The organism is Streptomyces sp. NPDC058086, assembly GCF_042885015.1.
Taxonomy (GTDB): Bacteria; Actinomycetota; Actinomycetes; order Streptomycetales; family Streptomycetaceae; genus Streptomyces.
This window is the reverse complement of the sequence record NZ_JBHVST010000068.1, coordinates 21,666-48,539: the sequence shown is the minus strand read 5'-3', so window position 1 is coordinate 48,539 and position 26,874 is coordinate 21,666. Positions and strand designations below refer to the sequence as shown.

22 protein-coding genes are annotated in these 26,874 nt (G+C 72.1%); 6 read left to right on the top strand and 16 right to left on the bottom strand.

All coding sequences use genetic code 11. The annotated features are described in order from the left end of the window. Nucleotides 1-501: 501 nt before the first annotated feature. Entirely contained in the window at nt 502-1,428 is a 927-nt protein-coding gene (locus ACFVWD_RS38245; protein ID WP_389602619.1) for a TIGR01777 family oxidoreductase, read from the bottom strand. A gap of 71 nt (nt 1,429-1,499) precedes the next feature. Here ACFVWD_RS38245 and ACFVWD_RS38240 point away from each other — a divergent pair, with 71 nt between their 5' ends. Continuing rightward, nucleotides 1,500-1,988 carry a GNAT family N-acetyltransferase gene (locus tag ACFVWD_RS38240; protein ID WP_389602618.1) on the top strand — a complete coding sequence of 163 codons (489 nt, stop codon included), beginning with the start codon at nt 1,500-1,502 and terminating at the stop codon, nt 1,986-1,988. A 34-nt stretch (nt 1,989-2,022) separates the two neighbouring features. Here ACFVWD_RS38240 and ACFVWD_RS38235 read toward each other — a convergent pair whose 3' ends face one another. Then, complete coding sequence (locus ACFVWD_RS38235) at nt 2,023-3,207, bottom strand: MarP family serine protease (protein WP_389602617.1); 1,185 nt, start codon at nt 3,205-3,207, stop codon at nt 2,023-2,025. 187 nt (nt 3,208-3,394) lie between these two features. On the opposite strand from ACFVWD_RS38235, the gene ACFVWD_RS38230 reads away from it, so the two are divergent. Beyond that, nucleotides 3,395-4,207 carry a peptidoglycan recognition protein gene (locus ACFVWD_RS38230; RefSeq protein ID WP_389602616.1) on the top strand — a complete coding sequence of 271 codons (813 nt, stop codon included), beginning with the start codon at nt 3,395-3,397 and terminating at the stop codon, nt 4,205-4,207. A gap of 547 nt (nt 4,208-4,754) precedes the next feature. On the opposite strand, the gene ACFVWD_RS38225 is transcribed toward ACFVWD_RS38230, so the two are convergent. The 4 genes from ACFVWD_RS38225 to ACFVWD_RS38210 all read right to left on the bottom strand — a co-directional run bounded on the left by ACFVWD_RS38225 (nt 4,755) and on the right by ACFVWD_RS38210 (nt 10,137). Beyond that, nucleotides 4,755-5,273, bottom strand: coding sequence for a DUF4240 domain-containing protein (locus ACFVWD_RS38225; RefSeq protein ID WP_054230746.1), 519 nt, complete (start codon nt 5,271-5,273; stop codon nt 4,755-4,757). A 121-nt stretch (nt 5,274-5,394) separates the two neighbouring features. After that, nucleotides 5,395-6,375: a helix-turn-helix transcriptional regulator gene (locus ACFVWD_RS38220; protein WP_389602615.1), complete on the bottom strand. Its 981-nt coding sequence runs from the start codon at nt 6,373-6,375 to the stop codon at nt 5,395-5,397. Between the two features lie 162 nt (nt 6,376-6,537). Then, entirely contained in the window at nt 6,538-9,249 is a 2,712-nt protein-coding gene (aceE, locus tag ACFVWD_RS38215; protein ID WP_384926436.1) for a pyruvate dehydrogenase (acetyl-transferring), homodimeric type, read from the bottom strand. A 264-nt stretch (nt 9,250-9,513) separates the two neighbouring features. Next, the gene (locus ACFVWD_RS38210) at nt 9,514-10,137 is read right to left on the bottom strand and encodes a GntR family transcriptional regulator (protein ID WP_054230749.1); all 624 of its coding nucleotides are present in this window, start codon (nt 10,135-10,137) and stop codon (nt 9,514-9,516) included. Between the two features lie 291 nt (nt 10,138-10,428). Between ACFVWD_RS38210 and ACFVWD_RS38205 the strand changes: the two genes are divergently transcribed. Continuing rightward, nucleotides 10,429-11,115: a hypothetical protein gene (locus ACFVWD_RS38205; RefSeq protein ID WP_389602614.1), complete on the top strand. Its 687-nt coding sequence runs from the start codon at nt 10,429-10,431 to the stop codon at nt 11,113-11,115. A gap of 68 nt (nt 11,116-11,183) precedes the next feature. Here the strand turns inward: ACFVWD_RS38205 and sucB are convergent, their stop codons facing one another. From sucB to ACFVWD_RS38185, 4 genes are all read right to left on the bottom strand, one after another. Further along, nucleotides 11,184-12,998 carry a 2-oxoglutarate dehydrogenase, E2 component, dihydrolipoamide succinyltransferase gene (gene sucB / locus ACFVWD_RS38200; RefSeq protein ID WP_389602613.1) on the bottom strand — a complete coding sequence of 605 codons (1,815 nt, stop codon included), beginning with the start codon at nt 12,996-12,998 and terminating at the stop codon, nt 11,184-11,186. A 92-nt stretch (nt 12,999-13,090) separates the two neighbouring features. Next, nucleotides 13,091-14,479, bottom strand: coding sequence for a dihydrolipoyl dehydrogenase (gene lpdA, locus ACFVWD_RS38195; protein ID WP_067363503.1), 1,389 nt, complete (start codon nt 14,477-14,479; stop codon nt 13,091-13,093). Nucleotides 14,480-14,739: 260 nt separating this feature from the next. Continuing rightward, nucleotides 14,740-16,269 (bottom strand): leucyl aminopeptidase, encoded by a 1,530-nt coding sequence (locus ACFVWD_RS38190; RefSeq protein ID WP_389602612.1) that lies wholly within the window; start codon nt 16,267-16,269, stop codon nt 14,740-14,742. A gap of 175 nt (nt 16,270-16,444) precedes the next feature. After that, the gene (locus ACFVWD_RS38185) at nt 16,445-17,227 is read right to left on the bottom strand and encodes an adenosylcobinamide-GDP ribazoletransferase (RefSeq protein ID WP_389602611.1); all 783 of its coding nucleotides are present in this window, start codon (nt 17,225-17,227) and stop codon (nt 16,445-16,447) included. A gap of 85 nt (nt 17,228-17,312) precedes the next feature. Between ACFVWD_RS38185 and ACFVWD_RS38180 the strand changes: the two genes are divergently transcribed. After that, on the top strand, nt 17,313-18,074 hold the full coding sequence (locus ACFVWD_RS38180; protein WP_389602610.1) for a hypothetical protein: 762 nt from the start codon (nt 17,313-17,315) through the stop codon (nt 18,072-18,074). On the opposite strand, the gene ACFVWD_RS38175 is transcribed toward ACFVWD_RS38180, so the two are convergent. The 3 genes from ACFVWD_RS38175 to cobT form a co-directional block, all read right to left on the bottom strand. Continuing rightward, nucleotides 18,017-18,754 (bottom strand): hypothetical protein, encoded by a 738-nt coding sequence (locus ACFVWD_RS38175; protein ID WP_389602609.1) that lies wholly within the window; start codon nt 18,752-18,754, stop codon nt 18,017-18,019. The genes ACFVWD_RS38180 and ACFVWD_RS38175 overlap by 58 nt on opposite strands. A 70-nt stretch (nt 18,755-18,824) precedes the next feature. Next, nucleotides 18,825-20,621, bottom strand: coding sequence for a phosphatidylglycerol lysyltransferase domain-containing protein (locus ACFVWD_RS38170; protein WP_389602608.1), 1,797 nt, complete (start codon nt 20,619-20,621; stop codon nt 18,825-18,827). Nucleotides 20,622-20,872: 251 nt separating this feature from the next. Then, entirely contained in the window at nt 20,873-21,958 is a 1,086-nt protein-coding gene (gene cobT, locus ACFVWD_RS38165) for a nicotinate-nucleotide--dimethylbenzimidazole phosphoribosyltransferase (protein WP_389602607.1), read from the bottom strand. A gap of 151 nt (nt 21,959-22,109) precedes the next feature. Here cobT and ACFVWD_RS38160 point away from each other — a divergent pair, with 151 nt between their 5' ends. Further along, complete coding sequence (locus ACFVWD_RS38160; RefSeq protein WP_389602606.1) at nt 22,110-23,174, top strand: class I SAM-dependent methyltransferase; 1,065 nt, start codon at nt 22,110-22,112, stop codon at nt 23,172-23,174. Nucleotides 23,175-23,251: 77 nt separating this feature from the next. Here ACFVWD_RS38160 and ACFVWD_RS38155 read toward each other — a convergent pair whose 3' ends face one another. Beyond that, nucleotides 23,252-24,451: a bifunctional adenosylcobinamide kinase/adenosylcobinamide-phosphate guanylyltransferase gene (locus tag ACFVWD_RS38155; protein WP_389602605.1), complete on the bottom strand. Its 1,200-nt coding sequence runs from the start codon at nt 24,449-24,451 to the stop codon at nt 23,252-23,254. Between the two features lie 200 nt (nt 24,452-24,651). On the opposite strand from ACFVWD_RS38155, the gene ACFVWD_RS38150 reads away from it, so the two are divergent. Further along, the gene (locus tag ACFVWD_RS38150; RefSeq protein WP_054231569.1) at nt 24,652-24,864 is read left to right on the top strand and encodes a hypothetical protein; all 213 of its coding nucleotides are present in this window, start codon (nt 24,652-24,654) and stop codon (nt 24,862-24,864) included. Nucleotides 24,865-24,945: 81 nt separating this feature from the next. On the opposite strand, the gene ACFVWD_RS38145 is transcribed toward ACFVWD_RS38150, so the two are convergent. Together ACFVWD_RS38145 and ACFVWD_RS38140 are read right to left on the bottom strand one after the other, a co-directional pair. Continuing rightward, a complete protein-coding gene (locus ACFVWD_RS38145; RefSeq protein ID WP_389602604.1) occupies nt 24,946-26,037 on the bottom strand; it encodes a S1C family serine protease in 1,092 nt (363 codons plus the stop codon). 73 nt (nt 26,038-26,110) lie between these two features. After that, a complete protein-coding gene (locus tag ACFVWD_RS38140) occupies nt 26,111-26,812 on the bottom strand; it encodes a bifunctional 2-polyprenyl-6-hydroxyphenol methylase/3-demethylubiquinol 3-O-methyltransferase UbiG (protein WP_190170140.1) in 702 nt (233 codons plus the stop codon). Between the last annotated feature and the right edge of the window lie 62 nt (nt 26,813-26,874).

Sequence of the window (26,874 nt, the reverse complement as noted above, 5' to 3'; positions counted from 1 at the left end):
CGTTCGCGCAGTTCCCCGCGCCCCTGAGGCGGAGCTCCGCCCCGCATCCCCGGGCCGCCCGGATTGGTTTGGCTGCGGGCCGGTGGGGGTTGCTCGCGCCGTTCCCCGCGCCCCTGGGGCGGGGGCTTCGCCCCGCATCCCCGGGCCGCCCGGATTGGTTTGGCTGCGGGCCGGTGGGGGCCGTTCGCGCAGTTCCCCGCGCCCCTGAGGCGGAGCTCCGCCCCGCATCCCCGGGCCGCCCGGATTGGTTTGGCTGCGGGCCGGTGGGGGTTGCTCGCGCAGTTCCCCGCGCCCCTGGGGCGGGGGCTTCGCCCCGCGTCCCCCGCCCGTCCGCAGTCGTTCGACTGACGGCCGGTGGGGGCTGGTCGCGCAGTTCCCCGCGCCCCTGAAAGCCTCGGCCCGTCCGGCGTTTGAGGACGAGGCCGTTCAGGCCGACAGGGGGTTTGGGGGCGGAGCCCCCAGGGTGGGACGGGTAGGGGCGGCGGGGGCGAGGAACGTTTGTCAGTGCAGCGCCGCTCGCAACGCACCCTCGATCGACGGGAAGGCGAAGGTGAAGCCGGAGGACAGCAGACGGGTGGGGTGGACGCGTTGGCTGCCGAGGATGTCGCCGGACATGTCGCCGAGGGCGAGCCGGAGGAGGGGGGCCGGGGTGGGGAAGACGGTGGGCCGGTGCAGGACGCGCCCCATCGCCTCGGTGATCTCCCGGTTGGTGAGGGGCGTCGGCGCGGTGAGGTTCACCGGCCCGGACAGCGACGGCGTGTCGATGAGATGCCGGATCGCGGCCACCTCGTCATGGAGGGAGATGTAGCTCCAGTACTGGCGGCCGTCCCCCATCCGCCCACCGAGCCCCGCCTTGAAGAGCGGAAACAACTTCCCCCACGCCCCGCCCTCACGGGCCACCACCAGCCCCGTACGGGCGAAGACGGTACGGACACCCGCCTCCCGCGCCGGTGCCGCCGCCCCCTCCCACGCCACGCACACGGAGGGAAGGAAACCCGCCCCGGGCGGTGCCGACTCGTCCACCACCCGGTCGCCCGTCTCGCCGTAGAAACCGATCGCACTCCCGTTGACGAACACCCCCGGCCGCTCGTCGAGAGAGGCCACCGCCGCGGCCAGCGTCGCCGTCCCCCGCACCCGGCTGTCCAGGATCTTCCGCTTGTACGCCGCCGTCCACCGCCGCGAAGCGACCCCCGCCCCCGCGAGGTTGACCACCGCCGCGCACCCGGCGAGCGCCGCGGCGTCCATCCGCTGCCCGTCCGGATCCCACCGCACCTCGTCCCTCCCGCGGGGCGCACGCCGTACGAGGCGGACCACCTCGTGTCCGTCCGCGGTCAGGGAGCGCGCCAGCGCCGAACCGATCAGGCCGGACGCGCCGGCGATCGCAATACGGGACCTACGGGAATCCGGAGCGAGCGGTGAGTCGTTCATGCGCCCATCCTGCCGCGCGCGCCGGTCAAGCACGGGTCGGGACTCCGCGGGGCGGCCGTAAAGTGACCTTCATGCCGGTACCGCACATACGCATCGCCACCCTCGACGACGAGGACGCGCTCGGCCGTCTCGACCGCGCCACCTGGTCCACCCTGCACGCCGTCCAGCCGCGCCCCCAGCCGCCGTACGAACCCTTCTACAACGAGCGGTTCGGCCCCTGGGACCACCACGTCGCCGAACTCGACGGTGTCCTCGTCGGCTACATCCGGCTGGGCTATCCCACGCCCCTCGCCTGCAACTCCCACGTCCGGCAGATCCAGGGACTCGCCATCGCGGAGGAGGCGCGGCGCGCCGGAGTCGGGCGGGCGCTGCTGCGGGCCGTGCTGGACGAGGCGCGACGGCAGGGCGCCCGGCGGATCACGCTGCGCGTCCTCGGGCACAACGCCCCGGCACGGAAGCTGTACGAGTCCGAGGGCTTCGAGGTGGAGGGCGTCCTGCCCGAGGAGTTCCTGCTCGACGGCGAGTATGTCGACGACGTGTTCATGGGCCGCTCTCTCTGAGCGGCCCCGACCCCGACCGACACGGGGTCACCGGCTACGAGGTGATCAGGTCGCCCGTGTCCACCGGTGTCGTCGCGGCCGCCGCGCGCTGGGCGTCGCCCGCGACCTCGTCGGCCGTCAGCACGTAACCCGTCTCGTTGTCCGAGGTCGAGCGGGCGAACACGACGCCGTACACCCTGCCGTGGGTGGTGAGGAGCGGGCCGCCGGAGTTGCCGGGGCGGACGGTGGAGCGGATCGAGTAGATCTCCCGGGTGACCATGCTCGAGTTGTAGATGTTCTGGCCCCGCGCGTTGATCCGGCCTGCGACCGTGGCCGCCTGGAGATCCAGACCGCCGTCCTGCGGATAGCCCGCGACGACCGCCGAGTCGCCGCGCTTGGCGCTGTCGTCGAAGCGCAGGAGGGGGACCCTGAGGTCCGGTACGTACAGGACCGCGACGTCCTTGCGCGGATCGAAGAACACCACTCGCGCCGAGTACACGCGGCCCACACCGCCCACCCGCACGGTCGGGTTGTCGATGCCCGCCACCACATGGGCGTTGGTCATCACGTGCTGCGCCGCGTACGCGAACCCGCTGCCCTCCCGGCCCTGGTTGCCCGCGGCGCCCTCGATCTTCACCGTGCTGCGCTTGGCGGCGCTCGTCGCGGCCGCGGTGACGCTGTCGCCGGAGGGCTTCGCGACACCCGCCGTCGGCTCGTTCTCGAACGGGTTGAAGACCTGCGGGAAGCCCGCCTCCGTCAGTGCCGAGGTGGCCCGCGAGAACCAGGTGGGCGTCGTGTCCGGCATCGCCGTCTGTACGGCGCCCAGCAGCGCGGAGTTGCGGATCGACTGGGTGATGAGGGTGGACGAGGAGGCTCCCAGGACGCTCGCGGCGACCCAGGCCACCAGCAGCACCGCCACCGTGTTCGCCGCCGCCCCGCCGACCCCGTCGGCCACCCGCAGCGGCCCCTGATCCAGCTCGCGGCGCAGCTTCAGCGCCAGCCGGCCCGCCAGCTCGTGGCCCACCACGGCGGGCACGAGCACCGTCAGCACGGCCGTCACCGTCGCCGCCGACGTCCCCGCCGTCACCAGGTCCATCATCCACGGCAGCACCCATACGCCGATGACGGCACCGCCCACGAAACCGGCCAGCGAGACACAGCCCGCGACCAGCCCGCGCCGGTAGCCGGACGCCGCGTAGGCAAGGATCACCAGCAACAGCAGGATGTCGAGCAGGTCCACGGAGCCGCCTTTCTCTTGGGCCCCTTAGTACGCGTGGGGCAGGCCCAGTGATCAGGCACGCGCGCGTGGAGCCGGGAAACGGCCACGCGTGCGTGGACCTGTAAAAACGTCCCGGACCAGGACGATGGTTCCACCAGGTGGCACAGCACACATCGCGGAGGGATCGGAACCGGGCCAGGGTGGCTCCATGCGTGTCTTCCGAAAGGCGCGGGGGGCATGGACGCGGCTCGCGCGGAGGGTGTGGACGCGGCGTGCCGCCGTCGTCGTGCTCGGGTGCGTGCCCGGTCTGCTCGCCGTGCTCGCGCTGGTGGTGTGTGCGGTGGGGGTCGACCGGACGGTCGTCGAGCGGGAGCGGCCGGTGGCCGCGCCACTGCCCGCGGGTCCCCATCGCGCGGCGCGGCCGGTCATCGTGCCCCGGTCGCGGTGGCTGGACGCCACGAGCACGCACGCGCAGCCACCCGCCCGCTACGACGACCACGTCGTCGCGGTCTTCGTGCACCACACCGACTCGCCGAACGCGTACAAGTGCGCCGACGTGCCCCGCATCATCCACGCCCTCTACGCCGGTCAGACCGGTGTCCGGCGGTGGGACGACATCGGGTACAACTTCCTCGTCGACCGCTGCGGCACGATCTACGAGGGGCGGGCGGGTGGGGTCGACCGGGCCGTCACCGGCGCGCATACACAGGGGTTCAACCATGGCACCGCGGGGATCGCGGCCATCGGTACGTTCGGGGCGGGGACGCCGGTGCCGCGGGCGATGACCGAGGCGATCGCCGTGTTGGCGGCGTGGAAGCTGGGGCTGTCCGACGTCGATCCCCGTGCCACGGTGCGGCTCGTCTCCAGCAACGACCTCAGCCGGTACACCGCCGGTACGAGTGCGGTTCTGCCCACGCTGGCCGGCCACGACGCGGGCTTCATGACCAACTGCCCCGGCGCGGCGCTGACGTCCCAACTCCCCGGAATCCGCTCCCGAGCCGCCCACCTCCAGGGCCGCTGATCGCTCACGCGGTTCCCCGCGCCCCTTGAACGGGGCTGCGCCCCGGATCCGCCGTCCACCCCGAGTCGTTCGGCCGCGGGCCGGTGGGGGCTCTTTCAGCCCGTCCGGCGTTTGAGGACGAGGCCGTTCAGGCCGACGCGGGGGTCTGGGGGCGGCAGCCCCCCAGGGCAGGGACGGGTAGGGGCGGCGGGGGCGAGGAACGCGTTCACAGACAGCCCACAGTCGAGTCAACGGTGTCTCAGATCGCCGCTCTCTAGTGTCCTTCTCGTAACAGCCGACTGGAGGTGGGGAAGATGAGCAGCAGGCGTACTGAGAAGGCGGGCAAAGCGAACAAGGCGGCCGGCGCGGGGGGTTGGAGCACCGCTTTGCGGACCCCGTGGACCGTGGCCTGCGCTGTGGTGACGGTCCTCGTGGGACCCGCCGCCGCCACCGCCTCGGCACTGGACCGAGCCAACGCCGCACCTCCGTACCACGCCCACGAGAATCACGAAAACCACAAGAACCACGAGGCACACCTGCCGTACGTCACCCCGTACGCCACCTTGCCTCAGTCTCTGAAGCGCTCCCACAGCTTGGGATAGCGCTCGGCCAGCACGGACTCGTTCTCGAAGTCCAGCGGCGTACCCTCCGGCTCGGGTGACGCCGGCGGAATGCCCAGGTCGGGCGCGACGACCCCGGTCAGCTGCTCGTACGCCTCGTCCGCGGCGTACCCGAGCTCCTCACCGTCCCCGTCGAGATCCTCGTCGAAGTCGTCCAGGAGATCGGCGAGCGCGTCGGGATCGTGCATCGCGCCCTCGAAGACCTCCCGGCCCTGGCCGATCAGCCAGCACCGGAAGAAGTCGAAGGCGTCGTCGCTCACCCCGTCGAGCAGAACCCACGCCGCGCCCCACAGATCCCAGCGGTAGGCGCGGTTGTAGCGGGCCTCGAAGTGACGGGCGAAGTCGAGCACGGCGTCCGGGTCCAGCTGGACGAGCCGCTCGACGAGCAGGTCGGCGTGGTCCTCGGGGTCGCCCTCGACGGCCTCGCGGGTCGTGTCCACCAGCTCCCAGAACTCCGTCTCGTCCATCACGGGTCCAGCATCGGGCCTGAACGGGAGTGACGCACGCGGAGTGCCGCAGATTGTTATGCGTGCACATGCCGACGGTAAAACCGCCAGCTACGAGCGGTTTTCCCGAGGCACTCCCCAGTCACCGGTACAGCGCCGCCAGCCGCACCGCATCCCCCGCGAAACGGTCCCGCAGCGTCGCGGGGGAGACCACCTCCACCTCGGGCCCGAGCCCCGTCAGTTGTCCATGGGCGACATCCTCGGACTCGACGGGGAGGACGACCCTCACCCAGCCCCGCCCGTCAGGGGCACCGCATCCGCCCAGCGCCTCTCTCGCCGACGCGGGGTCGACGACGTACGGAAGTCTCCTCACGCCCTCCGGGGACAGCCGTACGACGGCCTCCGCCCGCAGGATGGACCGTGCGAACTGCTCGGCCCGCTCCGCCCAGAACCCGGGCAGGTCGAACCCGCCATCCCGGATGAAGCACTCCGCGGCGGGCTTCACCTCCGTGAAGCGGTCGATCCGGTAGACCCGGAAGGGGCCGGATCCGGCGGACCCGGGCACCCGCGCGCACAGGTACCAGACGCCCGCCTTCAGCACGAGCCCGTACGGTTCGAGCACCCGCTCCACCTCGGCCGTCCCGCGCCGGTACCCCGCGGTGATCCGGCGGTCGTCCCAGACCGCCTCCGCGACCGCGGGCAGCAGCTCGGGCGTCTCGGGCTCGTTGAACCACGCGGGCGCGTCCAGATGGAACCGCTGTCCCGCCGCCCGCGAGGCGTCGCGCAGGGAGGGGAGGAGGGCGGCGGACACCTTCAGGCGCGCGGCGGAGGCCGCGTCCTCCAGACCCATGTCCCGCAGGGCCCCCGGCACCCCGCTCAGGAACAGAGCCTCCGCCTCCGTCCGGGCCAGGCCCGTCAGCCGGGTGCGGTAGCCGCCGATCAGGCGGTAGCCCCCGGCCCTGCCCCGGTCCGCGTACACCGGAACCCCCGCCTCCGACAGTGCCTGCGCGTCCCGCGTGATCGTCCGTTCGGACACCTCCAGCTCCCGCGCCAGCTCGGCGGCGGTCATCGACGGCCGCGACTGGAGCAGCAGCACCATCTTGATCAGGCGGGCAGCACGCATACGGCCATGATGCCGGGCCCCACTGACAGCGAAGGGGCGCGCCGCAACGCCGAAGAGCTCGCGGGAACGCCGAAGGGCGCGCGGGAACGCCGAAGAGCGCGCCGCAACGCCGAAGGGCGCGGCGGCCGTAGCCACCGCGCCCCTCATGAAACAGGCGGACCGTCAGAGCCCGTAGCGCTCCCGCGCTTCCTTCACCGCGGACGCCTTGGCCTCGCCCCGCCGTGCCAGCTGCGCCAGCGCCGCGACGACGATCGACTGCGCGTCGACGCCGAAGTGGCGGCGGGCCGCCTCACGGGTGTCGGAGAGGCCGAAGCCGTCGGCACCGAGCGAGGAGTAGTCCTGCTCGACCCACTGCGCGATCTGGTCCGGGACCTGGCGCATGTAGTCGGAGACCGCGAGCACCGGGCCCTCGGCGCCGTGCAGCGCCTGGCGGACGAACGGCACCCGCTCCTCGCCGCGCAGCAGGGCCGCGTCGGCCTCCAGCGCGTCGCGCCGCAGCTCCGTCCAGGAGGTCGCGGACCACACGTCGGCGGCCACGCCCCACTCCTCGGCGAGCAGCTTCTGCGCCTGGAGGGTCCAGTGGATCGCCGTGCCGGAGCCCAGCAGCTGGATGCGCGGGGCGTTGGCGACGGGGGACAGGCCCGCCGACTCGGCCGTGTTGAAGCGGTAGAGGCCCTTGACGATGCCCTCGTCGATACCGAGGCCGGCCGGCTTGGCGGGCTGCGGCATCGGCTCGTTGTAGACCGTCAGGTAGTAGAAGACGTTCGAGTCCTCGCCCGGGGCCGCCTCGCCGTACATCCGGCGCAGACCGTCCTTGACGATCGTCGCGATCTCGTACGCGAACGCCGGGTCGTAGGACAGGGCGGCCGGGTTGGTCGCCGCGATGACCGGGGAGTGGCCGTCGGCGTGCTGGAGGCCCTCGCCCGTCAGCGTCGTACGACCGGCCGTGGCGCCGACCAGGAAGCCGCGGCCGAGCTGGTCGCCGAGCTGCCACATCTGGTCGGCCGTGCGCTGCCAGCCGAACATCGAGTAGAAGATGTAGAAGGGGATCATCGCCTCGCCGTGCGTGGCGTACGCGGTGGACGCGGCGATGAAGTCCGCCATGGAGCCGGCCTCGGTGATCCCCTCGTTGAGGATCTGGCCGTCCTTGGCCTCCTTGTAGTACATCAGCTGGTCGCGGTCGACCGGCTCGTACGTCTGGCCCTTGGGCGAGTAGATGCCGAGAGAGGGGAAGAGGCTCTCCATGCCGAAGGTGCGCGCCTCGTCGGGGACGATCGGCACCCAGCGCTTCCCGGTCTCCTTGTCGCGGACGAGGTCCTTGATCAGGCGGACGAAGGCCATCGTGGTCGCCACGTTCTGCGAGCCGGAGCCCTTGTCGAAGGACGCGAACGCCTTGTCGGCGGGGGCGGGCAGCGGGGCGAGCGCGTGCGTACGGCGGGCCGGGGCCGGGCCGCCGAGGGCCGCGCGGCGCTCCTGGAGGTAACGGACCTCGGGGGAGTCGGCGCCCGGGTGGCCGTAGGGAACCTGGCCGTCGACGAACTGGCTGTCGGAGATGGGCAGCTCGAGCAGGTCACGCATCTGCTTGAACTCGTCCGTCGACAGCTTCTTCATCTGGTGGTTGGCGTTCTTGGACGCGAAGCCCTCGCCGAGCGTGAAGCCCTTGACCGTCTGGGCCAGGATCACCGTCGGCGCGCCCTTGTGGGCGAGGGCGGCGCGGTAGGCCGCGTACACCTTGCGGGACTCGTGGCCGCCGCGGGAGAGGTGGAAGCACTCGGTGATCTTGTCGTCGCTCAGCAGCTTCGCCATCTCGACGAGCGCCGGGTCGGCGCCGAAGAAGTCCTGGCGGATGTAGGCGGCGTCGCGGGTCTGGTACGTCTGCACCTGCGCGTCGGGTACCTCGCGCAGGCGGCGTACGAGCGCGCCCGTGGTGTCGAGCTGGAACAGCTCGTCCCAGGCCGAGCCCCACAGCGACTTCACGACGTTCCAGCCGGCGCCGCGGAACTGGGCCTCCAGCTCCTGCACGATCTTGAAGTTGGCGCGGACCGGGCCGTCGAGGCGCTGCAGGTTGCAGTTGATGACGAAGGTCAGGTTGTCCAGGCCCTCGCGGGAGGCGAGGGCGAGTGCCGCGGTCGACTCGGGCTCGTCCATCTCGCCGTCGCCGAGGAACGCCCACACGTGGGACTGCGAGACGTCCTTGATGCCGCGGCTGGTCAGATAGCGGTTGAAGCGCGCCTGGTAGATCGCCGACAGCGGGCCGAGGCCCATGGAGACGGTCGGGAACTCCCAGAGCCAGGGCAGGCGCCGAGGGTGCGGGTACGACGGGAGGCCGTTGCCGCCCGCCTCCTGGCGGAAGTTGTCGAGGTGCTGCTCGGTGAGCCGGCCGTCGAGGAAGGCGCGGGCGTAGATGCCGGGGGAGGCGTGGCCCTGGATGTAGAGCTGGTCGCCGGAGCCGGGAGCCTCCTGGGACTCCTTGCCCTTGAAGAAGTGGTTGAAGCCGGTCTCGTAGAGCCAGGCCGCGGAGGCGAAGGTGGCGATGTGGCCGCCGACGCCGTGTTTCGCGCCCCGGGTCACCATCGCGGCCGCGTTCCAGCGGTTCCAGGCGGTGATCCGGGCCTCCATCGCCTCGTCGCCGTCCACGACGGGCTCGGCGGCGGTGGGGATGGTGTTGACGTAGTCGGTCTCAAGCAGCTTGGGCAGCGCGAGACCGTTGCCCTCGGCGCGCTCCAGCGTGCGGCGCATCAGGTACGCGGCACGGTGCGGCCCGGCCGCCTGGGTGACGGCGTCCAGGGAGGCCTGCCATTCGGCGGTCTCCTCGGGGTCGCGGTCCGGGAGCTGGTCGAGCTCGCTCGGCTGGATTGCGGTGGGGTCGGTCATTGCGCCGCCTTCCGGATGCGGAGGGGGGTTCCCTCATCGGCAAGGGGTTTTCGGGGGTGCCCTTATGTCTTTGGCAGGACAGGGCGGCGGGCTCTGGTGGGAGCCCAGCGCTGACTGTAACTCCCTGATCGATGATCGATCAAAGGGTTGAAGGCGAAAACCTCTTCGCATCGCAAAAGTCGGCACGGGGTGCCTTGACGACAGGCACCGGGTGCCTTGGATTCCCAGGGTTTCCCCAGGTGAGCATGAGTGTGCTCGGTTGTGTCACGGGCGCGGCGCGCAGCCCAGCACGTGTGCCTTCACCAGGTCGGCGATCAGTGGATCCCGGCGCCGGAAGGCGTCCACGAGCGCCTCGTGCTCCTCCGCGTACGACTGCTGGACGGTTCCCAGCCAGCGGATGGACAGGGCGGTGAAGACCTCGATGCCCAGACCCTCCCAGGTGTGCAGGAGGACGGAGTTGCCCGCGGCGCGCACGAGTTCGCGGTGGAAGGCGACGGTGTGACGGACCTGGCCGGTGCCGTCCGACAGCCGGTCGGCCTCGTACAGCGCCGTGACGTGCGGCTCCAGGGCCGAGCAGTCCTGGGCGAGCCGCTCGGCCGCCAGCTCCGCCGCGATGGCCTCCAGACCGGCCCGTACGGGGTAGCTCTCCTCCAGGTCGGCGGCCGTCAGGTTGCGCACGCGCACACCCTTGTTGGGCGCCGACTCGATCAGCCGCAGCGACTCCAGTTCGCGCAGCGCCTCCCGCACCGGGGTCTGGCTGACCTCAAGCTCGGTCGCGATCCGCCGCTCGACGATCCGCTCACCCGGCTTCCAGCGCCCGCTGACGATCCCCTCCACGATGTGCTCGCGGATCTGTTCGCGCAGCGAGTGGACGACGGGCGCGGTCATGAGGGGCTCCTTCGTTGGGGGTGGGCCGGCCCCAAGGGCGTTTGACCTTTAGACAATAAGGCCGCATCCCCGTCGGAGAGAGGCGTACGGGGGCGCTTTCATGCAGGTGAGACGAGACTTACACGCTGTCAAAGCGGCCGTGGACGTAAAGACCCGTACCGGGTGGGGCCCGGAGGCGTCACGTCCGTGTCACCCGGAGAACCCGCGGGCCCCGCACGGTGTGTGGGTCGGCACAGGGGTTTCGGCGCGGGGGTTCCCACGGGGGGCTCCCGCGAACGCCAGGGGGTTGGCATGGGCGGATGGGGACGGAAGCGGGCGTTCCGCTGGGTTCTGGTGGCCGGGGCGGTCGCGGCCGTGGCGGCGTGCGGGCCGGTGGACACGGGGGCGGCCGCGCGGCCGAGTACGACGCGGGCCCACGGTACCTCGGTCGCCTCCGGCGGGGCGTGTGTCTTCGTCAAGCCGGACGGCGCGCAGAAGTTCGGGCACGTCGGCTGGGGCTTCCGGATCACCGGCACCGACCGCTGGGTGTACGGCGCGGTGGAGAACCCGTCGAACGCGCTCTACACCCCGCCCGGCGGCGACATCGGCGCCTGGCACGCGGAGGGCACGTACGCGCGGATGCTCGGCGACATGTCAGGGGACGCGCTCCCCCAAGCTCTCGGCTTCGCTCGAGCAGGGGGGACCCCCATTCCAGGGAAGTCCACCCACCCGTACAGCCGCTACCGCTGCACCGACTCGTCGACCAGTGACGTGAAGGCCGCCCGCGCCATGATCCGTACGGTCGAGGAGCGGGGCTTCCTCGTCGGCGTCGACCCGCGGACGGGGGACCTCGGCTCGCGCGACTGCCTGGACGCCACGTACGACGTCCTCAGGGCGTACCGGACGCGGCACCTGACACCCGCGTACCCGACGGAGATCCCGAACCTGTGGGTGGAGACGCTGCTGCTGTGGTCGGACAACGTGCTGAAGCCGCGGTGACCTGCGGCGGAAACGCGAAGCCCCCGTCCGGAAGGTTCCGGATGGGGGCAGCGCGCGAGCGGGGGTGGTTACAGGCCGAGCTCGACCTCGAACTCGCCCGCCTCCAGGATCGCCTTGACCGCGGTCAGGTAACGGGCCGCGTCGGCGCCGTCCACCAGACGGTGGTCGTAGGAGAGCGTCAGGTAGGTCATGTCGCGGACGCCGATGACCGTACCCTCCTCCGTCTCGATGACGGCCGGACGCTTGACCGTGGCACCGATGCCGAGGATCGCGACCTGGTTCGGCGGCACGATGATCGTGTCGAAGAGCGCGCCGCGCGAGCCGGTGTTGGAGATGGTGAAGGTCCCGCCGGACAGCTCGTCCGGAGTGATCTTGTTCGCCCGGACCTTGCCCGCCAGCTCGGCGGTGGCCTTGGCGATGCCGGCGATGTTGAGGTCGCCCGCGTGCTTGATGACCGGGGTCATCAGGCCCTTCTCCGAGTCCACCGCGATACCGATGTTCTCGGTGTCGAAGTAGGTGATCGTGCCCTCGTCCACGTTGATCCGGGCGTTGACGGCCGGGTGGGCCTTCAGCGCCTGGGCCGCCGCCTTCACGAAGAACGGCATCGGGGAGAGCTTGACGCCCTCGCGTGCCGCGAAGGAGTCCTTCGCCTGCGCGCGCAGCCGCATCAGGCGGGTGACGTCGACCTCGACGACCGAGGACAGCTGGGCCTGCTCGTGCAGGGCCTTCACCATGTTGTCGCCGATGACCTTGCGGATGCGGGGCATCTTGACGGTCTGACCGCGCAGCGGGGAGACCTCCAGGGCCGGCGCCTTCTTGGCGGCATGGCCACCGGCAGTCACAGCGGCAGCGGCCGGAGCCGGAGCAGCGGCGGCGGCCTTCGCGGCCTCGGCGGCGGCGAGGACGTCCTGCTTGCGGATACGGCCGCCGACTCCGGTGCCCTTGACGGAGGCCAGGTCGACGTAGTTCTCCGCGGCGAGCTTGCGCACCAGCGGGGTCACGTACGCGCCCTCGTCGGTGGCCTGCGCGGCCGGAGCCGGAGCCGGGATGACCGGGGCGGGCGCGGCGACCGGCGCGGGAGCCGGAGCGGCGGGCGCGACCGGGGCCGGAGCCACGGGCTGGACCGGAGCCGGGGCGGCAGCGGCCGGGGCGGCCGGAGCAGCGGGGGCCGGAGCCGGAGCCGCGGGCGCGGCGGGGGCGGCCGGAGCGGCGGCGGGGGCAGCCGGAGCCGCGGGGGCGGCAGCGGCCGGAGCGGCGCCGGGCGCGCCGACGACGGCGAGCTTCGCGCCGACCTCGGCGGTCTCGTCCTCGGCGACCAGGATCTGCAGCAGGACGCCAGCCACCGGCGACGGGATCTCGGTGTCGACCTTGTCCGTGGAGACCTCGAGCAGCGGCTCGTCCTCCGCGACCTCCTCGCCGACCTCCTTCAGCCAGCGGGTGACGGTGCCCTCGGTGACCGACTCGCCCAGCGCGGGCAGCACGACGTCGGTACCGGAGGCGCCACCGGCCGGAGCGGCGGGGGCGGCGGGGGCCGGGGCGGCCGGAGGCGCGGGGGCCTCGGCGACCGGGGCGGGAGCGGCCGGAGCCGGGGCCGGGGCGGCCACGGGCTCGGCGGCCGGAGCGGGGGCGGCGGCGGGCGCGCCCGTGCCGTCGTCGATGACGGCCAGCTCGGCGCCGACCTCGACCGTCTCGTCCTCGGCGACCTTGATGGAGGCGAGCACACCGGCGGCGGGGGAGGGGATCTCGGTGTCGACCTTGTCGGTCGACACCTCGAGCAGCGGCTCGTCGGCCTCGACGCGCTCGCCCTCGGCCTTCAGCCAGCGAGTGACAGTGCCCTCGGTGACGCTCTCACCGAGCGCCGGAAGGGTTACGGAAACCGCCATGGTTTCTGTTGCTCCTTACGAATGGTGCGGAAGTCTGTGGTCGTCGTCGCGCCCAGGAGCGACGCGGTGACTGAAAACAGCCGGGGGCTGGATCAGTCGTGCGAGTGCAGCGGCTTGCCCGCGAGGGCGAGGTGGGCCTCGCCGAGCGCCTCGTTCTGCGTCGGGTGGGCGTGGATGAGCTGGGCGACCTCGGCGGGCAGCGCCTCCCAGTTGTAGATCAGCTGGGCTTCGCCGACCTGCTCGCCCATGCGGTCGCCGACCATGTGGACGCCGACCACGGCACCGTCCTTCACCTGGACGAGCTTGATCTCGCCCGCGGTGTTGAGGATCTTGCTCTTGCCGTTGCCCGCGAGGTTGTACTTCAGAGCGACGACCTTGTCCGCGCCGTAGATCTCCTTGGCCTTGGCCTCGGTGATGCCCACGGAGGCGACCTCGGGGTGGCAGTACGTCACCCGGGGGACACCGTCGTAGTCGATCGGAACGGTCTTCAGACCGGCCAGACGCTCCGCCACCAGGATGCCCTCGGCGAAGCCGACGTGCGCGAGCTGGAGCGTCGGGACCAGGTCACCGACGGCGGAGATGGTCGGCACGTTCGTCCGCATGTACTCGTCGACCAGGACATAGCCGCGGTCCATCGCGACGCCCTGCTCCTCGTAGCCGAGACCGGCCGAGACCGGGCCGCGGCCGACGGCGACGAGCAGGACCTCGGCCTCGAACTCCTTGCCGTCGGCGAGGGTGACCTTGACACCGTTCTGGGTGTACTCGGCCTTCGAGAAGAAGGTGCCCAGGTTGAACTTGATGCCGCGCTTGCGGAACGCGCGCTCAAGAAGCTTGGAGGAGTTCTCGTCCTCGACCGGGACGAGGTGCTTGAGGCCCTCGATCACCGTCACGTCGGTACCGAAGGACTTCCACGCGGAGGCGAACTCGACGCCGATGACGCCGCCGCCGAGCACGATCGCGGACTGCGGGACGCGGTCCAGGACCAGCGCGTGGTCGGAGGAGATGATCCGGTTGCCGTCGATCACCAGGCCCGGCAGCGACTTCGGCACGGAGCCGGTCGCGAGCAGCACGTGGCGGCCCTGGATGCGCTGGCCGTTCACGTCGACCGAGGTGGGGGAGGACAGTCGGCCCTCACCCTCGATGTACGTCACCTTGCGGGACGCGATGAGACCCTGCAGGCCCTTGTAAAGGCCCGAGATGACCCCGTCCTTGTACTTGTGGACGGCCGGGACGTCGATGCCCTCGAAGGTGGCCTTGACGCCGAACTGCTCGCTCTCGCGGGCCTGGTCGGCGATCTCGCCCGCGTGCAGCAGAGCCTTGGTGGGGATGCATCCCCGGTGCAGGCAGGTGCCTCCGACCTTGTCCTTCTCGATCAGGGCGACGTCCAGGCCCAGCTGCGCCCCGCGGAGCGCCGCGGCGTAACCGCCACTGCCACCGCCGAGGATCACTAGGTCGAAAACGGTGCTGGCGTCGTTCGCCACGTCACGTCCTCCATGCATGTGCGCCACGCCGGTCTCCAGTGACCGGTCGGCGGCTGGTGTCCGGCCGCTCTTCTTCGGCCCTGTGGTGGGGGCCCTGTCCTGCCGAGAACCCATCTTCGCACTTGTCCGGAGCGTTCGAGACGCCGGGCCGGTGTGTGAGAAGTCGCACTGTCCGAATACAGGGGGTACCTCCGCGCCGTGACAGGGACGCGGAGGTACTGCGCGATCGGCCGCGAATCACCCGCGGCCGCGACACATCCCTAGCCGAGATCGCCCGCGGCGGTCAGCTCGGCGAGCCGCACCAGCGTCCGCACCGCCGACCCCGTACCACCCTTCGGCGTGTAGCCGAAGGGGCCGGACTCGTTGAACGCGGGCCCGGCGATGTCCAGGTGCGCCCACGTGATGCCCTCGCCCACGAACTCCTTCAGGAACAGACCCGCGACCAGGCCGCCGCCCATCCGCTCGCCCATGTTGGCGATGTCGGCGGTCGGGGAGTCCATCCCCTTGCGCAGGTGCTCGGGCAGCGGCATCGGCCAGGACTCCTCGCCGACCTCGTCCGCGGCCTCGACGATCGACGTACGGAACGCGTCGTCGTTGGCCATCACGCCGAAGGTGCGGTTGCCGAGCGCGAGCACCATCGCTCCGGTCAGCGTCGCCACGTCGATGATCGCGTCCGGCTTCTCCTCGGACGCCTTCCACAGCGCGTCGGCGAGCACGAGACGGCCCTCGGCGTCGGTGTTGAGGACCTCGACGGTCTTGCCGCTGTACATGCGCAGCACGTCACCGGGGCGGGTGGCGGAACCGGAGGGCATGTTCTCGGCGAGCGCCAGCCAGCCGGTGACGTTGACCTGGAGGCCGAGGCGCGCCGCGGCGACCACGGCGGCGAAGACCGCCGCCGCGCCGCTCATGTCGCACTTCATCGTCTCGTTGTGCCCGGCGGGCTTGAGGGAGATGCCGCCCGAGTCGTAGGTGATGCCCTTGCCGACGAACGCGAGGTGCTTGGTCGCCTTCGGCGAGGTGTACGACAGCTTCACCAGGCGGGGAGCGGCGGCCGAGCCCGCGCCGACGCCGAGGATGCCGCCGAAGCCACCCTTCTGGAGGGCCTTCTCGTCGAGCACCTGCACCTTGATGCCGTGCTCCTTGCCGGCGGCGGTGGCGACGGCGGCGAACGCCTCGGGGTAGAGGTCGTTCGGCGGGGTGTTGATGAGGTCGCGGGCGCGGTTGAGCTCCTCGGTCACGGCGGTGGCGCGCGCGAGGGCCGCCTTGTACGCCGCGTCCCGGGGCTTGCCGCCGAGCAGCGTGACCTCGGCGAGCGGGGCCTTGCCGTTCTTCGCGTCCTTGCCGTTCTTGCCGGTCTCCTTGTAGGCGTCGAAGGCGTACGCGCCGAGCGCCGCGCCCTCCGCCAGGACGCCCGCGTCGGCGGCGTCGGTGATCGGCAGGGCGAAGACGGCCTTCTTGGCACCGGCGAGCGCGCGGGCCGCGGCACCGGCCGCGCGGCGCAGCGCCTCGGCACTGAACGTGTCGTCCTTCTCCGGGACGGCTCCCAGTCCGACGGCCACGACGACCGGCGCCTTGAAGCCGGTCGGTGCGGGCAGCTTCGTCACCTCGCCCTCGCCGCCGGACGCGCCGAGGGTCTCCAGGATTCCGGCGAGTGCGCCGTCGTACGCCTTGTCCACGGCCTCGGCGCCCGGTGCGACGACCGGGCCCTTGGCGCCCTTCGCGACACCGACGACGATCGCGTCGGCCCGCAGGCCGGACGCCGCGGCGGTGCTGAGAGTCAGAGCAGTCACTGTGGTGAGATCTCGCTTCCATTGTTTTGCTGCGGCCGAGTAGGGATGGGTCGACCGGGCCCTGACGAATGACCCTAGATCCGGCCTCAGGGAGTGTCGTTACCTGGGTGGCACATAGTCGGGACGAGCCTACGCGCGCCGCCGGGTTTCGCTCATTTCTACGCTCGCTGGAAGTTCAGCCGAGGGAGAGCGCCACGAGGGCGGTGGTCGCCGCCGTCTCGGCGAGGCCGCCGAAGACGTCGCCCGTGACGCCGCCGAAGCGGCGTGTGCAGTGGCGCAGGAGCAGCTCGGCGGTCGCGCAGGCGGCGAGGACGGCCAGTGGGGCGCGTACGAGGTCGTACGTGCCGAGGAGCGCGCCCGCGCCGGCCGCCGCGACGGCGACGGCGAGGGCCACCAGCAGGGCGCCGCGCACGGGCACCGTGCCCGCGACCGCGGCACCCAGGCCCTCGGGGCGGGCCGGGGGCACCCCGGTGCGCGCCGCCAGGGTGAGGGCGAGACGGGCCGCGGTCGCCGAGACGACGGCCGCGAGCACACCCCGCGCCCACGAGGCCTCGTAGGCCTGGAATAGCGCGGCGACCTGTGCGAGCAGCACGAAGAGCAGGGTGATCACGCCGAACGGGCCGATGTCGGACTGCTTCATGATCCGCAGCGCGTCCTCGGCGGGCTTGCCGCTGCCGAGGCCGTCCGCGGTGTCGGCGAGTCCGTCGAGATGCAGACCACGGGTGAGCGCGGCCGGTACGGCGGCGGTGGCGACGGCGGCCAGCAGCGGGCCCGCGCCCATCGCGAGCAGCGTCACGCCCACCAGGGCCGCGCCCGCCCCGACGACCAGCCCGGCGACGGGGGCGCACAGCATTCCGCCGCGCGCCGCCTCACGGTCCCAGCGGGTGACCGTGACCGGGAGCACGGTCAGGGTGCCGAAGGCGAAGCGGAGGCCGTGGGGGAGAGGGGTCCTGGACACCGGCGCAGGGTACCCGGGGCGGTGGCGGGCCGGCCGGGGACGGGTGCGGCGGCCGTGCACGAGAGCCGCGGATAAAGTGCGCAATATGGGTCATTGGTTGCAGAGGAACATCATCGAACCGGGAAAGCTGCCGCTTCTGCTGGCACTCGCCTCCTTCGTGCTGACCTTTGTGATCACCCGTGTCATCGTCCGCCTGATCCGCGCGGGCAAGGGTCCGTTCGGCAACGTCAAGGCGGGCGGTCTGCACATCCACCACGTCGTGCCCGGTGTCGTCCTGACCGTGATCGGCGGCTTCGGCGCGGTGGCCAGCTACCGGCACGGCTTCGGCGCCTCGCTGTTCGCGGTGGTGTTCGGGATGGGCGCCGGGCTGGTGCTCGACGAGTTCGCGCTGATCCTGCACCTCGACGACGTGTACTGGACCGAGGAGGGCCGCAAGAGCGTCGAGGTCGTCCTGGTCACGGCGGCCCTCGTCGGCCTGGTGCTCGGCGGTTTCCTGCCGTTCGGGGTCAACGACATGACCCAGGAGGAACTCCAGGACCGCGGCGGGGTCATCCTGACCGTCGCCCTGAACTTCCTCTTCGCCCTGCTCGCCCTGAGCAAGGGCAAGGCCCGCATGGCGATCTTCGGCGTGATCGTCCCGTTCGTCGCCCTCATCGGCGCCGTCCGGCTGGCCCGCCCGGTCTCCCCGTGGGCCAGGCGCTTCTACCGCCGCAGGCCGCGCGCCCGGGCCAGGTCGATCCTGCGCGCCTACCACCACGACCGCCGCTGGTTCGGCCCGCGCCGCAAGCTTCAGGACTGGATCGGCGGAAAACCGGATCCCGTCCGGTCCCTGCCCGGCCGCCGGTGACGATGGCGGTGTCGGTGGCGGTGACGATGGCCGTGGCGGTGACGCAGGATCGAGATCCCGTACAGCACGAAGACCGCGGCGAGTGCGGCGATGTGCTCCTTGCCCGCGAGGTTCCCCTTGAGCGCCACCTCGATCACCATCGCCGCGGCCACCCCCCACCCCGTCCAGTACGCGCGATAGCGCCAGGCGACGAACACGGCGAGGCCGACCACGGCCGCCGAGGGCCCGGTGTCCACGACCTGCGCGTCCGTCACGGGCAGCCCCAGGGGGTTGCCCGGGCTCAGCGAGATCGCCACGCGCGCGTAGAGCGTGCCGGCCAGCGTGGCGGCGTACGCGATGACGAGCATCCGCCACCAGCCCAGACAGATCTCGGCGATCCCGAACACGATGAGAAGTTGCAGCAGCGCACCCCACACCGGCAGGTCGAGGGCCGGCACGAACAGGGAGAGCGGGGTGCGCAGCAGGGCGAGCCAGCGCGGCTCCTCGGCCCGCACGGAGCCGATGTCCTGCACGAACTGGAAGCCCCAGGGCTGGTTCTGCACGAACTGGAGGAGGGCCGTCAGAAAGACGGCCCCGAGCGTCACCGGCATCGCCCGCCAACGCTGTCCGGCGAGTGCCTCGCGCACGGTGACGTACAGCAGTCCCCATTCGGCGCGGGCGAGGCGGGCGAGGGTGTTCATGCAGTGGTCCCCATCTGTCCTGCTGTCCCGGTCCCCGTCCGGCAGGCTCGCCCCGTCCGTCCGGTCGCCGTCATCGGTGCGACTCCAGGTGCCTGCGGTGCAGCCACTTCGGCAGTCCGGGGGCTTCGAGAAACCCCTCGGCGCGCGCGGCCGCGAGGCCGATACGCAGCAGGTCCGCGCTCTTCTCGAAGAGCAGGAACCGGGGTTCCCAGATCGGCCGGTACTTGGCGTTGGCCCGGTACAGCGACTCGATCTGCCACCAGCGCGAGAAGAAACTGAGCAGGGAACGCCACAGCCGCAGCACCGGCCCGGCGCCGAGGCGTCCACCACGTTCGAAGACGGAACGGAACATGGCGAAGTTGAGCGAGACCTGGGTGATCCCGATCTCCTGGGCGCGGCGCAGGAGTTCGATCACCATGAACTCCATCAGCCCGTTCTCGGCGTCCCGGTCACGCCGCATCAGATCGAGCGAGAGCCCCTGCGGCCCCCACGGTACGAAGGACAGCAGCGCCCGCAACTCTCCCTCCCCATCGGTGCATTCCAGCATCACGCACCGTCCGTCGTCCGGGTCGCCGAGCCGTCCGAGCGCCATGCTGAACCCGCGCTCGGTCGCCCCGTCCCGCCAGTCGTCGGCACGCCGCAGGAGGTACGTCATCTCGTCGGCCGGGATGTCCTCGTGCCGGCGGATGCGCACCTCGTACCCGGCGCGCTTGACCCGGTTGTAGGCCTGCCGGACCGTGCGCATGGCGCGTCCTTCGAGGGTGAATTCGGCGGTCTCGACGATCGCCTCGTCACCGAGTTCGAGGGCGTCGAGCCCGTGCCGTGAGTAGACGGTCCCCGCCTCCTCGCTCGCTCCCATCACCGCCGGGATCCAGCCGTGCGCGCGGGCCTCGGCGAGCCAGGGCTCGATGGCGCCGGGCCACGCCTCCGGGTCGCCGATCGGATCGCCGGAGGCCAGTGAGACCCCGCCGACGACGCGGTACGCGACCGCGGCCTTGCCGGTCGGCGACCAGATCACGCTCTTCTCCCGGCGCAGCGCGAAGTAGCCCAGCGAGTCGCGGTCGCCGTGCCGGTCGAGCAGGGTGCGCAGTCGGTTCTCGTCGTTCTCGGTCAGCGGGTCGACGGCGCGGCGGGAGCGGAAGGCGGCGTAGAACACGGCGAGGACCAGCAGGGTGCTGAGCACGTTGATCGTGACGTTGACCCAGTTGGCGATCTCCAGGCCGGGGAAGCGGGAGTCGTCGGCGGCGACGGAGACCAGTCGCAGGGCGCCGTAGCGCCAGCGGTCCCAGAAGGTCGAACGGTAGGCGTCCTGCGCGCTGTTGGTGACCGTCACCAGCAGTGCGGCGAGCAGGGAGGCGACGAGCAGTCCGCCGACGGCGACGGCCGCGGCGAGCTTGGGGTTCGACCGGTCGCCCTTCGCGTAGAACTCCCGGCGGCCGACGACGAGCGAGACGACGAAGGCGGCGGTCAGGACGATCGAGACCCAGTTCTGGGCGTACTGGCGGATCTCCGGGAACGTCATCGCGACGGCGAACAGCATCAGGAACAGTCCGCTGAGCACGAAGTTGAGGATCCACGCGGCCCGTTTGCGGCGGCGCATCGTGATGGCCAGGAACATGGTGAACACACCCGACGCGAATCCTGCCGTCAGCAGGTACGGGGTGAAGAAGTTCTCGGTGTTGTGGCGCCGTACGTCCTGTCCGAGCGACACCCACGCGGCGCTCAGGAAGTTGATGAACGCGACGGCCCGCAGGTACCAGACCGCGAAGGCGGCGGCTCTGCGCGACGCGCCTGTGGACAGGTGGTCCCCTTCACCCTGACGGGCCGGGACCCGCTCCTGGTCAGCGGCAATTCGGGCATCTCCCATAAAGGGCGATGATATGGGGCGGGGTGCGTCGTGCGGGGGAGGGGCGGTACGGGTGATGCGGGCCGGGGTTCTGTTGCGGGGTGGGTTTCGCGCGCGGTTCTTGGCTGCCGGTCGGTGGGGGCTGGGCGCGCGGTTTCCCGCGCCCCAAAGGGCTTCGGAGCGGGCGGCGTTCACGGGCGAGGGCGCGGGGCGTGCCCCACTCGCCCCCGCCCGTGTCTTTCAGCCCGTCCGGCGTTCGAGGGCGAGGCCGTTCACTCGTTCTGGTCGGAGGCCTCGGGCTCGGGCTCGGGGGCCGGCGTCTCCGGGAGTTCGGCGGAGAGGGCGGCGGCGGCCTGGACGAGGGGGAGAGCGAGGAGGGCTCCCGCGCCCTCGCCGACCGTGACCCCGTGGTCGAGCAGGGGTTCGAGGGCCATACGGTCCAGGGCCTTCGCCTGGGCCGGCTCGCCACTGTTCTGGCCGGCCAGCCACCAGTCCGGCGCCCGGAAGGCGACCCGCTGCCCCACGAGGGCGCACGCGGCCGAGACGACCCCGTCGAGGATCACCGGCATCTTCCGCACCGCGCTCTGCAACAAGAACCCCGTCATCGCCGCGAGATCGGCGCCGCCCACCACCGCGAGCAGTTGCAGCTGATCCCCGAGCACCGGCCGGGCCCGCCGCAAGGCGTCCCGCACGGCCGCGCACTTGCGCATCCACGCGAGGTCGTCGATGGGCCGCCCGCCCCGGCCTGTGACCACGGACGCGTCGGTCCCGCACAGCGCCGCGACCAGCACGGCCGCCGCGGTGGTCCCGCCGACGCTCACATCGCCGAGCACCACCAGATCCGTACCGGAGTCCGCCTCCTCGTCCGCGACCGCGACCCCCGCCCGGAACGCGGCCTCCGCCTCCTCCAGGGTCAGCGCGTCCTCGACGTCGATCCGCCCCGACCCGCGCCGCACCCGATGCCCTGCGACCTCGGCGGGCAGCTCCTGCGGATCGCAGTCCAGCGCCATGTCGACGACCCGTACCGGCACGCCGAGCCGGCGCGCCAGCACCGCCGCGGGGCTCGCGCCCTCCAGGACCGCCCGCACCAACCGGTCGGCGGTGCCCGCGGGCCGCGCCGACACGCCGAGTTCGGCGACCCCGTGGTCGCCCGCGAACAGCACCACACGCGGGTGCTCGATCGGCCGCACCGGCACCGCGGACTGCGCCGCCGCCAGCCACTCACCCAGTTCGTCGAGGCGGCCCAGCGCCCCGGGCGGCACGATCTGGCGCTCCCGGCGCGCCTCGGCGTCCCGGCGCACGCCTCCGTCGGGGCGCTCGATCAGATCGGTGAAGTCGTCGAGATTAAGCGAGCTCATTCGCCGAACAGTACCGGCAGCGATCGAACACGTCCGCGCCACGTCGTTGCACTCCGGATCACGATCCGCTCCGTACCGTTTGTGTCGGATTGTCGTACGGCTCGATCGCGCCCCCCGCTGTCCCCTCACCCTGCCGTCCCCAGGAGCGTCCATGCCCCCCACGCCACCCCCGAGCGCCGAGCGCCGCGCCGCCTACGCGGCCGAACTCGCCCAAGGCACCGACCGGTTCCACGAGCCGCGCCGGGAGGACTGTCCCTGGTGCGGCTCGAAGCGGCTGCGCACCCGGCTGCGGACGCCGGACCAGGTGCAGCGCAAGCCCGGCACCTTCGTCGTCGACGAGTGCGCGGACTGCTCACACGCCTTCCAGAACCCCCGGCTCAGCGCGGAGGGACTGGCCTTCTACCACCGGGACTTCCACGAGGGACTCGACGGCCTCACCGACCGGCTGCTCGGCGCCCGCGGCAGCAGAGGGCGCCACCGGGCCGCCGCCCGCGCGCTGCTCCGGTACGCCGAGCCGGAGAGCTGGCTCGACGTCGGCACCGGGCACGGGCACTTCCCGGCCGTCGCCCGGGAGGTCCATCCGTACACGTCCTTCGACGGCCTCGACCCCACCCGGCGGGTCGAGAAGGCACGGGCGGCCGGGCACATCGAGGAGGCCCACCGCGGCCGGCTCACCGACCCGCGGATCATCGGGCGGCTGAGCGCCCGCTACGACGTCGTGAGCATGTTCCACCATCTGGAGCACACCCGCGACCCGCGCGAGGAACTGCGCGCCGCCCTGACGGTCCTGCGGCCCGGCGGCCACCTCCTCGTCGAAGTGCCCGACCCCGACTGCGCGTTCGGCGCGCTGCTGGGCAGGTGGTGGGTGTCGTACGGCCAGCCGCGCCATCTGCACCTGATGCCGCTGTCCAACCTGCTGGGCGAACTGGAGTCCCTCGGCTGCGAGATCGTCGCGACGGACCGCCGAGAACCGCACATCCCGTACGACCTCGCCGGCGCCCTCGCGCTGGCCCTCGGCCGCGTCCTGCCCGACCTCGACGCCCCCTGGCGCCCCACCCCGCCGACCCCGCTCCAGCGCATCCTGCACACGGCCCTGGCCCGGGTGAGCGTCCCGCTGCTCGCCTCGGTCTCCGCCCTGGACCACGCGATGGCCCCGGTTTTCCGCCGCACCCGCTTCTCGAACGCCTTCCGGATCATCGCCCGCAGGCAATCCTGATCCCCGGTCAGCCCCGGTCAGCCCCGGTCAGCCCCGGTCAGCCCCGGTCAGCCCCGGTCAACCCCGGTCACCCCCGGTCAGCCCCGCAATGCCAGCGCCTGCCCCGCCACCACCAGCAGCACGTGCTCGCACTCCGCCGCGAACCCCGCGTTCAGGCGGCCGAGTTCGTCGCGGTAGCGGCGTCCGGAGGCGGTGGCGGGGACGATGCCGGAGCCGACCTCGTTGGAGACGGCGACGAGGGTGCGGCGCGTGTTGCGGACGGCGGAGGTGAGTTCCTCGACGCGGGCGCGCAGCGCGCGTTCGCCGCCGCCGGCCCACTCCGCGTCGTCCCACGCGTTCACGGAGTCCATCGCGTCCGTGAGCCAGAGGGAGAGGCAGTCGACGAGAAGGGGAGGGCCGGAGCCCTCCAGGAGCGGCACCAGGTCACAGGTCTCCACCGTGCGCCAGGAGCCGGGCCGCCGCTCACGGTGGGCGTGCACGCGCGACGCCCACTCGTTGTCCCCGTTGCGAGATCCGCCCGTCGCGACGTACAGCACCTCGGGGAAGGACTCCAGACGCCGTTCCGCCTCCACCGACTTGCCCGAGCGCGCCCCGCCGAGCACGAGGGTGCGGCGCGGTACGTCGGGTACGTCCTCGTAGACGCCCACGTCCAGCGTCGTCCCGTCCGGCACCGCCCGCGCGCCCGCCGCCGCGAGCCGCCGCCGCAGTTCGGGGCCCGGCGGCACGTCGTGGTCGAGGTGGACCGCGATCACGTCCGTCGTCGGCCCGACGGCCCCGACCGCGCGCAGCTTCGCCAGGGCGTCCGGCCGCCCCACCACATCGGCGACCACCATGGCGTACGAGTCGCCGTTCTCGTCCAGTCCCGCGGGCGCCGCGCCCGGCGGCAGATACAGCAGCCGCTGTCCGTCCGGCCCGGAAACCGCGTACCCCGTACCGGGCGAGTCCATCGGCACCGCCCGCACCCGGTGTCCGGTCAGCAGCGCCAGCTCGCTGCCGTCCGGAACCCGTACGGGCTGCGGCAGCCCGGCCGGCACCTCGACGGCGGGCCCGTCGTGCGGATGCGAGAGCAGGACCTGCCGTACGCCGCCCAGCGAGTGCCCGGCGCGGGCCGCGGCGAACGCGGCGCCGGGCGTGAGGTCGAGCAGCAGGGTGCCGTCCACGAGCAGCGCGGTGGCCGCCCGCGCGTCCTCGCCGAGCGCACTCGCACAGGCCGCACAGGGACAGTCGGGACGGGGCAGGCCCTCGGGGGCGCCGGTGCCGAGCAGAGTCAGTTCCACGCCCTGATTTTCCCGTGTCACCGTGGGCGGCGCGCGTTCGGGTACAGCGCCCGGAGGCGCGCGGGGCCGTTCACGACCCGCGACGCGTGCCGCGACTCGCGATCTTCTGTTCCGCACCCGGCTCAGCGCCTAGGCTTCGGACGGGAGCCGGATCTTGTGCGGCTTCCGCTGTGCAGTGTGCTCATACCTGGGAGGCGTACATGGCGGCATGGACGTGGCGGTTCGAGAAGTCCGACGGGACAGAGGTCCAACCCGCGGTGCAGCCCGAGGAGTTCACCACACAGGGGGATGCGGAGTCCTGGATCGGCGAGGTCTGGAAGGACCTCCTGGAGGGCGGCGCGGACCAGGTGTTCCTCTTCGAGGACAGCACGAAGATCTACGGGCCGATGAGCCTGCACGCCGAACCGGAGTAGACCGGCCGGGGTTGCCGGGACCGCTCCCGGCAACCCCGTTCGCCGTGCGTCAACCCCTCGCCACCGCCTTCACCCCCGTACCTACTGCTCACCCAGCCGCACGCCCACCGTCCGCTCGGCCGCGCCCCGGACGAACGTCACCCGCGTCCGCTGGCCCGGCTTGTCGGCCGCGAGCGCCTCGGCGAGCGAAGTGAGGGTGGTGATGTCGTTCGTGCCGATCCGGGTGATGATGTCGCCGGGCCGGATGCCCGCCGTGTCGGCCGCGCCGCCGGGCTTCACCTCGACCACGGCGACACCCGCGGGAGCGTAGGTCTCGTCGAGCACGGTACGGCCGGTGATGCCGAGCGCGGCCCGTCCCGAGTCGGTGACCTTGCCGGTCCTGATGATCTGGTCGGCGATCGTCCGCACCATCGAGGCGGGGATCGCGAATCCGATACCGGGCGCCGTGCCGCCCCCGAGGCTCGGGTCCGTCGCGGCCAGCGTGGGAATGCCGATGACCTGCCCGTTCAGGTTGACGAGCGCGCCGCCGCTGTTGCCCGGGTTGATCGCGGCCGACGTCTGCACCATGTTGGCGATGGTGGCCCCCGTCCCGCCGTCGGTGCTGTTCTCGCTGACGGTGCGCCCGGTCGCCGACACGATGCCCTGGGTCACGCTGGACGACAGCCCGAGCGGCGAGCCCATCGCCAGCACGATCTGGCCGACCTCGACCTTCTCCGAGTTCCCGATGGTGGCCGCCTTCAGCCCGCTCGGCACCTTGTCCAGCTTGATGACGGCGAGGTCCTGGCCCGGGTAGGTGTACACGAGCTTGGCCGTCAGCACGTTCTGGCTGTTGGCCGTCGTCACCCTGAACGTCTTCTCGCTCCCGACCACGTGCGCGTTGGTGACGATGTGTCCCTGGCCGTCGTACACCACCCCCGAGCCCAGTTCGTCGCTCGCCTGGATCTGCACCACCGAGGGCAGGACGTTCTTGATCACCTTCAGATACGCGTTCTGCAGGTCGTCGGCCGCGAGCGGGACAACGGCCTGGGTCGTCCCGTCCTTCGTCCCGTCCCTCGTGCCGCCCTTCTGGGCAGGCGACCCGGCGTCGGAACAGCCGGAGAGCAGGGCGGCGGCGCAGACGAGGGCGGTTATGGGGAGCAGCAGACGCGACACGGGGGCACGGGTGGCAGCCATGTCCCGAGTGTCCCTTTCGCGACTCTGCTCCGGCTTGCGGTGCAGGGCCGAACAGGGGGCGACCAGGCAGCGATCAGCCGCGTACGCCGCAGAGATGCAGCAGGGCCGCCACCTGGCGATAGGGGTCCGTCCGCCCGGCCCGCTCCTCCGCGGCCAGGAGAGTCTCCACGTCCTCGGGGACGGGGGTCCCGTCGGGCGCAGTGTCCGTGAAGACCCGCACGCCGTACCAGGCGTGCAACGCCGCCCCGATCCCCGCGAGCGTCGACGTCAGCGTGGCGAGCCGGTCCGCGCGGACGGCGAGGCCGAGCCGATTGACGTAGGCGTCCGTGTCGAACGCGGCCAGGGTCGCCGTCCAGTCCCCGGACAGGCCCGGCCGCATGGCCAGCGCGTCGGCGTTGCGCACCAGCAGCGAGAGCAGCCCGCCCGGGGCCAGCATCCGCGCCAGCCCCGCGAGGAGCGGGTCCGGCTCCTCGACGTACATGAGTACGCCGTGGCACAGCACCACGTCGAAGCTGCCGGGCAGGAAGTGCACGCCCGTCTCGCGTCCGTCGCCCTCGATGAGCCGCACCCGGCTCCGGATGCCCTCGGGCTCGGCGGCCAGCGCCTCCCGGGCCACGGCGAGCATCTTCGCGTCCTGCTCCAGGCCGGTCACCTGATGCCCGGCGCGGGCCAGCCGCAGCGCCTGCGTGCCCTGGCCCATTCCGACGTCGAGCACCCGCAACCGCTGCCCGACCGGGAACCGGCCTGCTATCTGCTCGTCGAGCTGCCGGGCCACCAGCTCCTGTCGTACGACATCACGCAGTCCGCCCAGCTTGCTCAGCCAGGCATCCGCCGCGC

Coding starts and splice junctions, on each gene's coding strand:
- ACFVWD_RS38245 (WP_389602619.1), bottom strand. CDS start 1,428: ATGAACGACTCACCGCTCGCTCCGGATTCCCGTAGGTCCCGTATTGCG.
- ACFVWD_RS38240 (WP_389602618.1), top strand. CDS start 1,500: ATGCCGGTACCGCACATACGCATCGCCACCCTCGACGACGAGGACGCG.
- ACFVWD_RS38230 (WP_389602616.1), top strand. CDS start 3,395: ATGCGTGTCTTCCGAAAGGCGCGGGGGGCATGGACGCGGCTCGCGCGG.
- ACFVWD_RS38225 (WP_054230746.1), bottom strand. CDS start 5,273: ATGGACGAGACGGAGTTCTGGGAGCTGGTGGACACGACCCGCGAGGCC.
- ACFVWD_RS38220 (WP_389602615.1), bottom strand. CDS start 6,375: ATGCGTGCTGCCCGCCTGATCAAGATGGTGCTGCTGCTCCAGTCGCGG.
- aceE (WP_384926436.1), bottom strand. CDS start 9,249: ATGACCGACCCCACCGCAATCCAGCCGAGCGAGCTCGACCAGCTCCCG.
- ACFVWD_RS38210 (WP_054230749.1), bottom strand. CDS start 10,137: ATGACCGCGCCCGTCGTCCACTCGCTGCGCGAACAGATCCGCGAGCAC.
- ACFVWD_RS38205 (WP_389602614.1), top strand. CDS start 10,429: ATGGGCGGATGGGGACGGAAGCGGGCGTTCCGCTGGGTTCTGGTGGCC.
- sucB (WP_389602613.1), bottom strand. CDS start 12,998: ATGGCGGTTTCCGTAACCCTTCCGGCGCTCGGTGAGAGCGTCACCGAG.
- ACFVWD_RS38180 (WP_389602610.1), top strand. CDS start 17,313: ATGGGTCATTGGTTGCAGAGGAACATCATCGAACCGGGAAAGCTGCCG.
- ACFVWD_RS38175 (WP_389602609.1), bottom strand. CDS start 18,754: ATGAACACCCTCGCCCGCCTCGCCCGCGCCGAATGGGGACTGCTGTAC.
- ACFVWD_RS38170 (WP_389602608.1), bottom strand. CDS start 20,621: ATGGGAGATGCCCGAATTGCCGCTGACCAGGAGCGGGTCCCGGCCCGT.
- cobT (WP_389602607.1), bottom strand. CDS start 21,958: ATGAGCTCGCTTAATCTCGACGACTTCACCGATCTGATCGAGCGCCCC.
- ACFVWD_RS38160 (WP_389602606.1), top strand. CDS start 22,110: ATGCCCCCCACGCCACCCCCGAGCGCCGAGCGCCGCGCCGCCTACGCG.
- ACFVWD_RS38150 (WP_054231569.1), top strand. CDS start 24,652: ATGGCGGCATGGACGTGGCGGTTCGAGAAGTCCGACGGGACAGAGGTC.
- ACFVWD_RS38145 (WP_389602604.1), bottom strand. CDS start 26,037: ATGGCTGCCACCCGTGCCCCCGTGTCGCGTCTGCTGCTCCCCATAACC.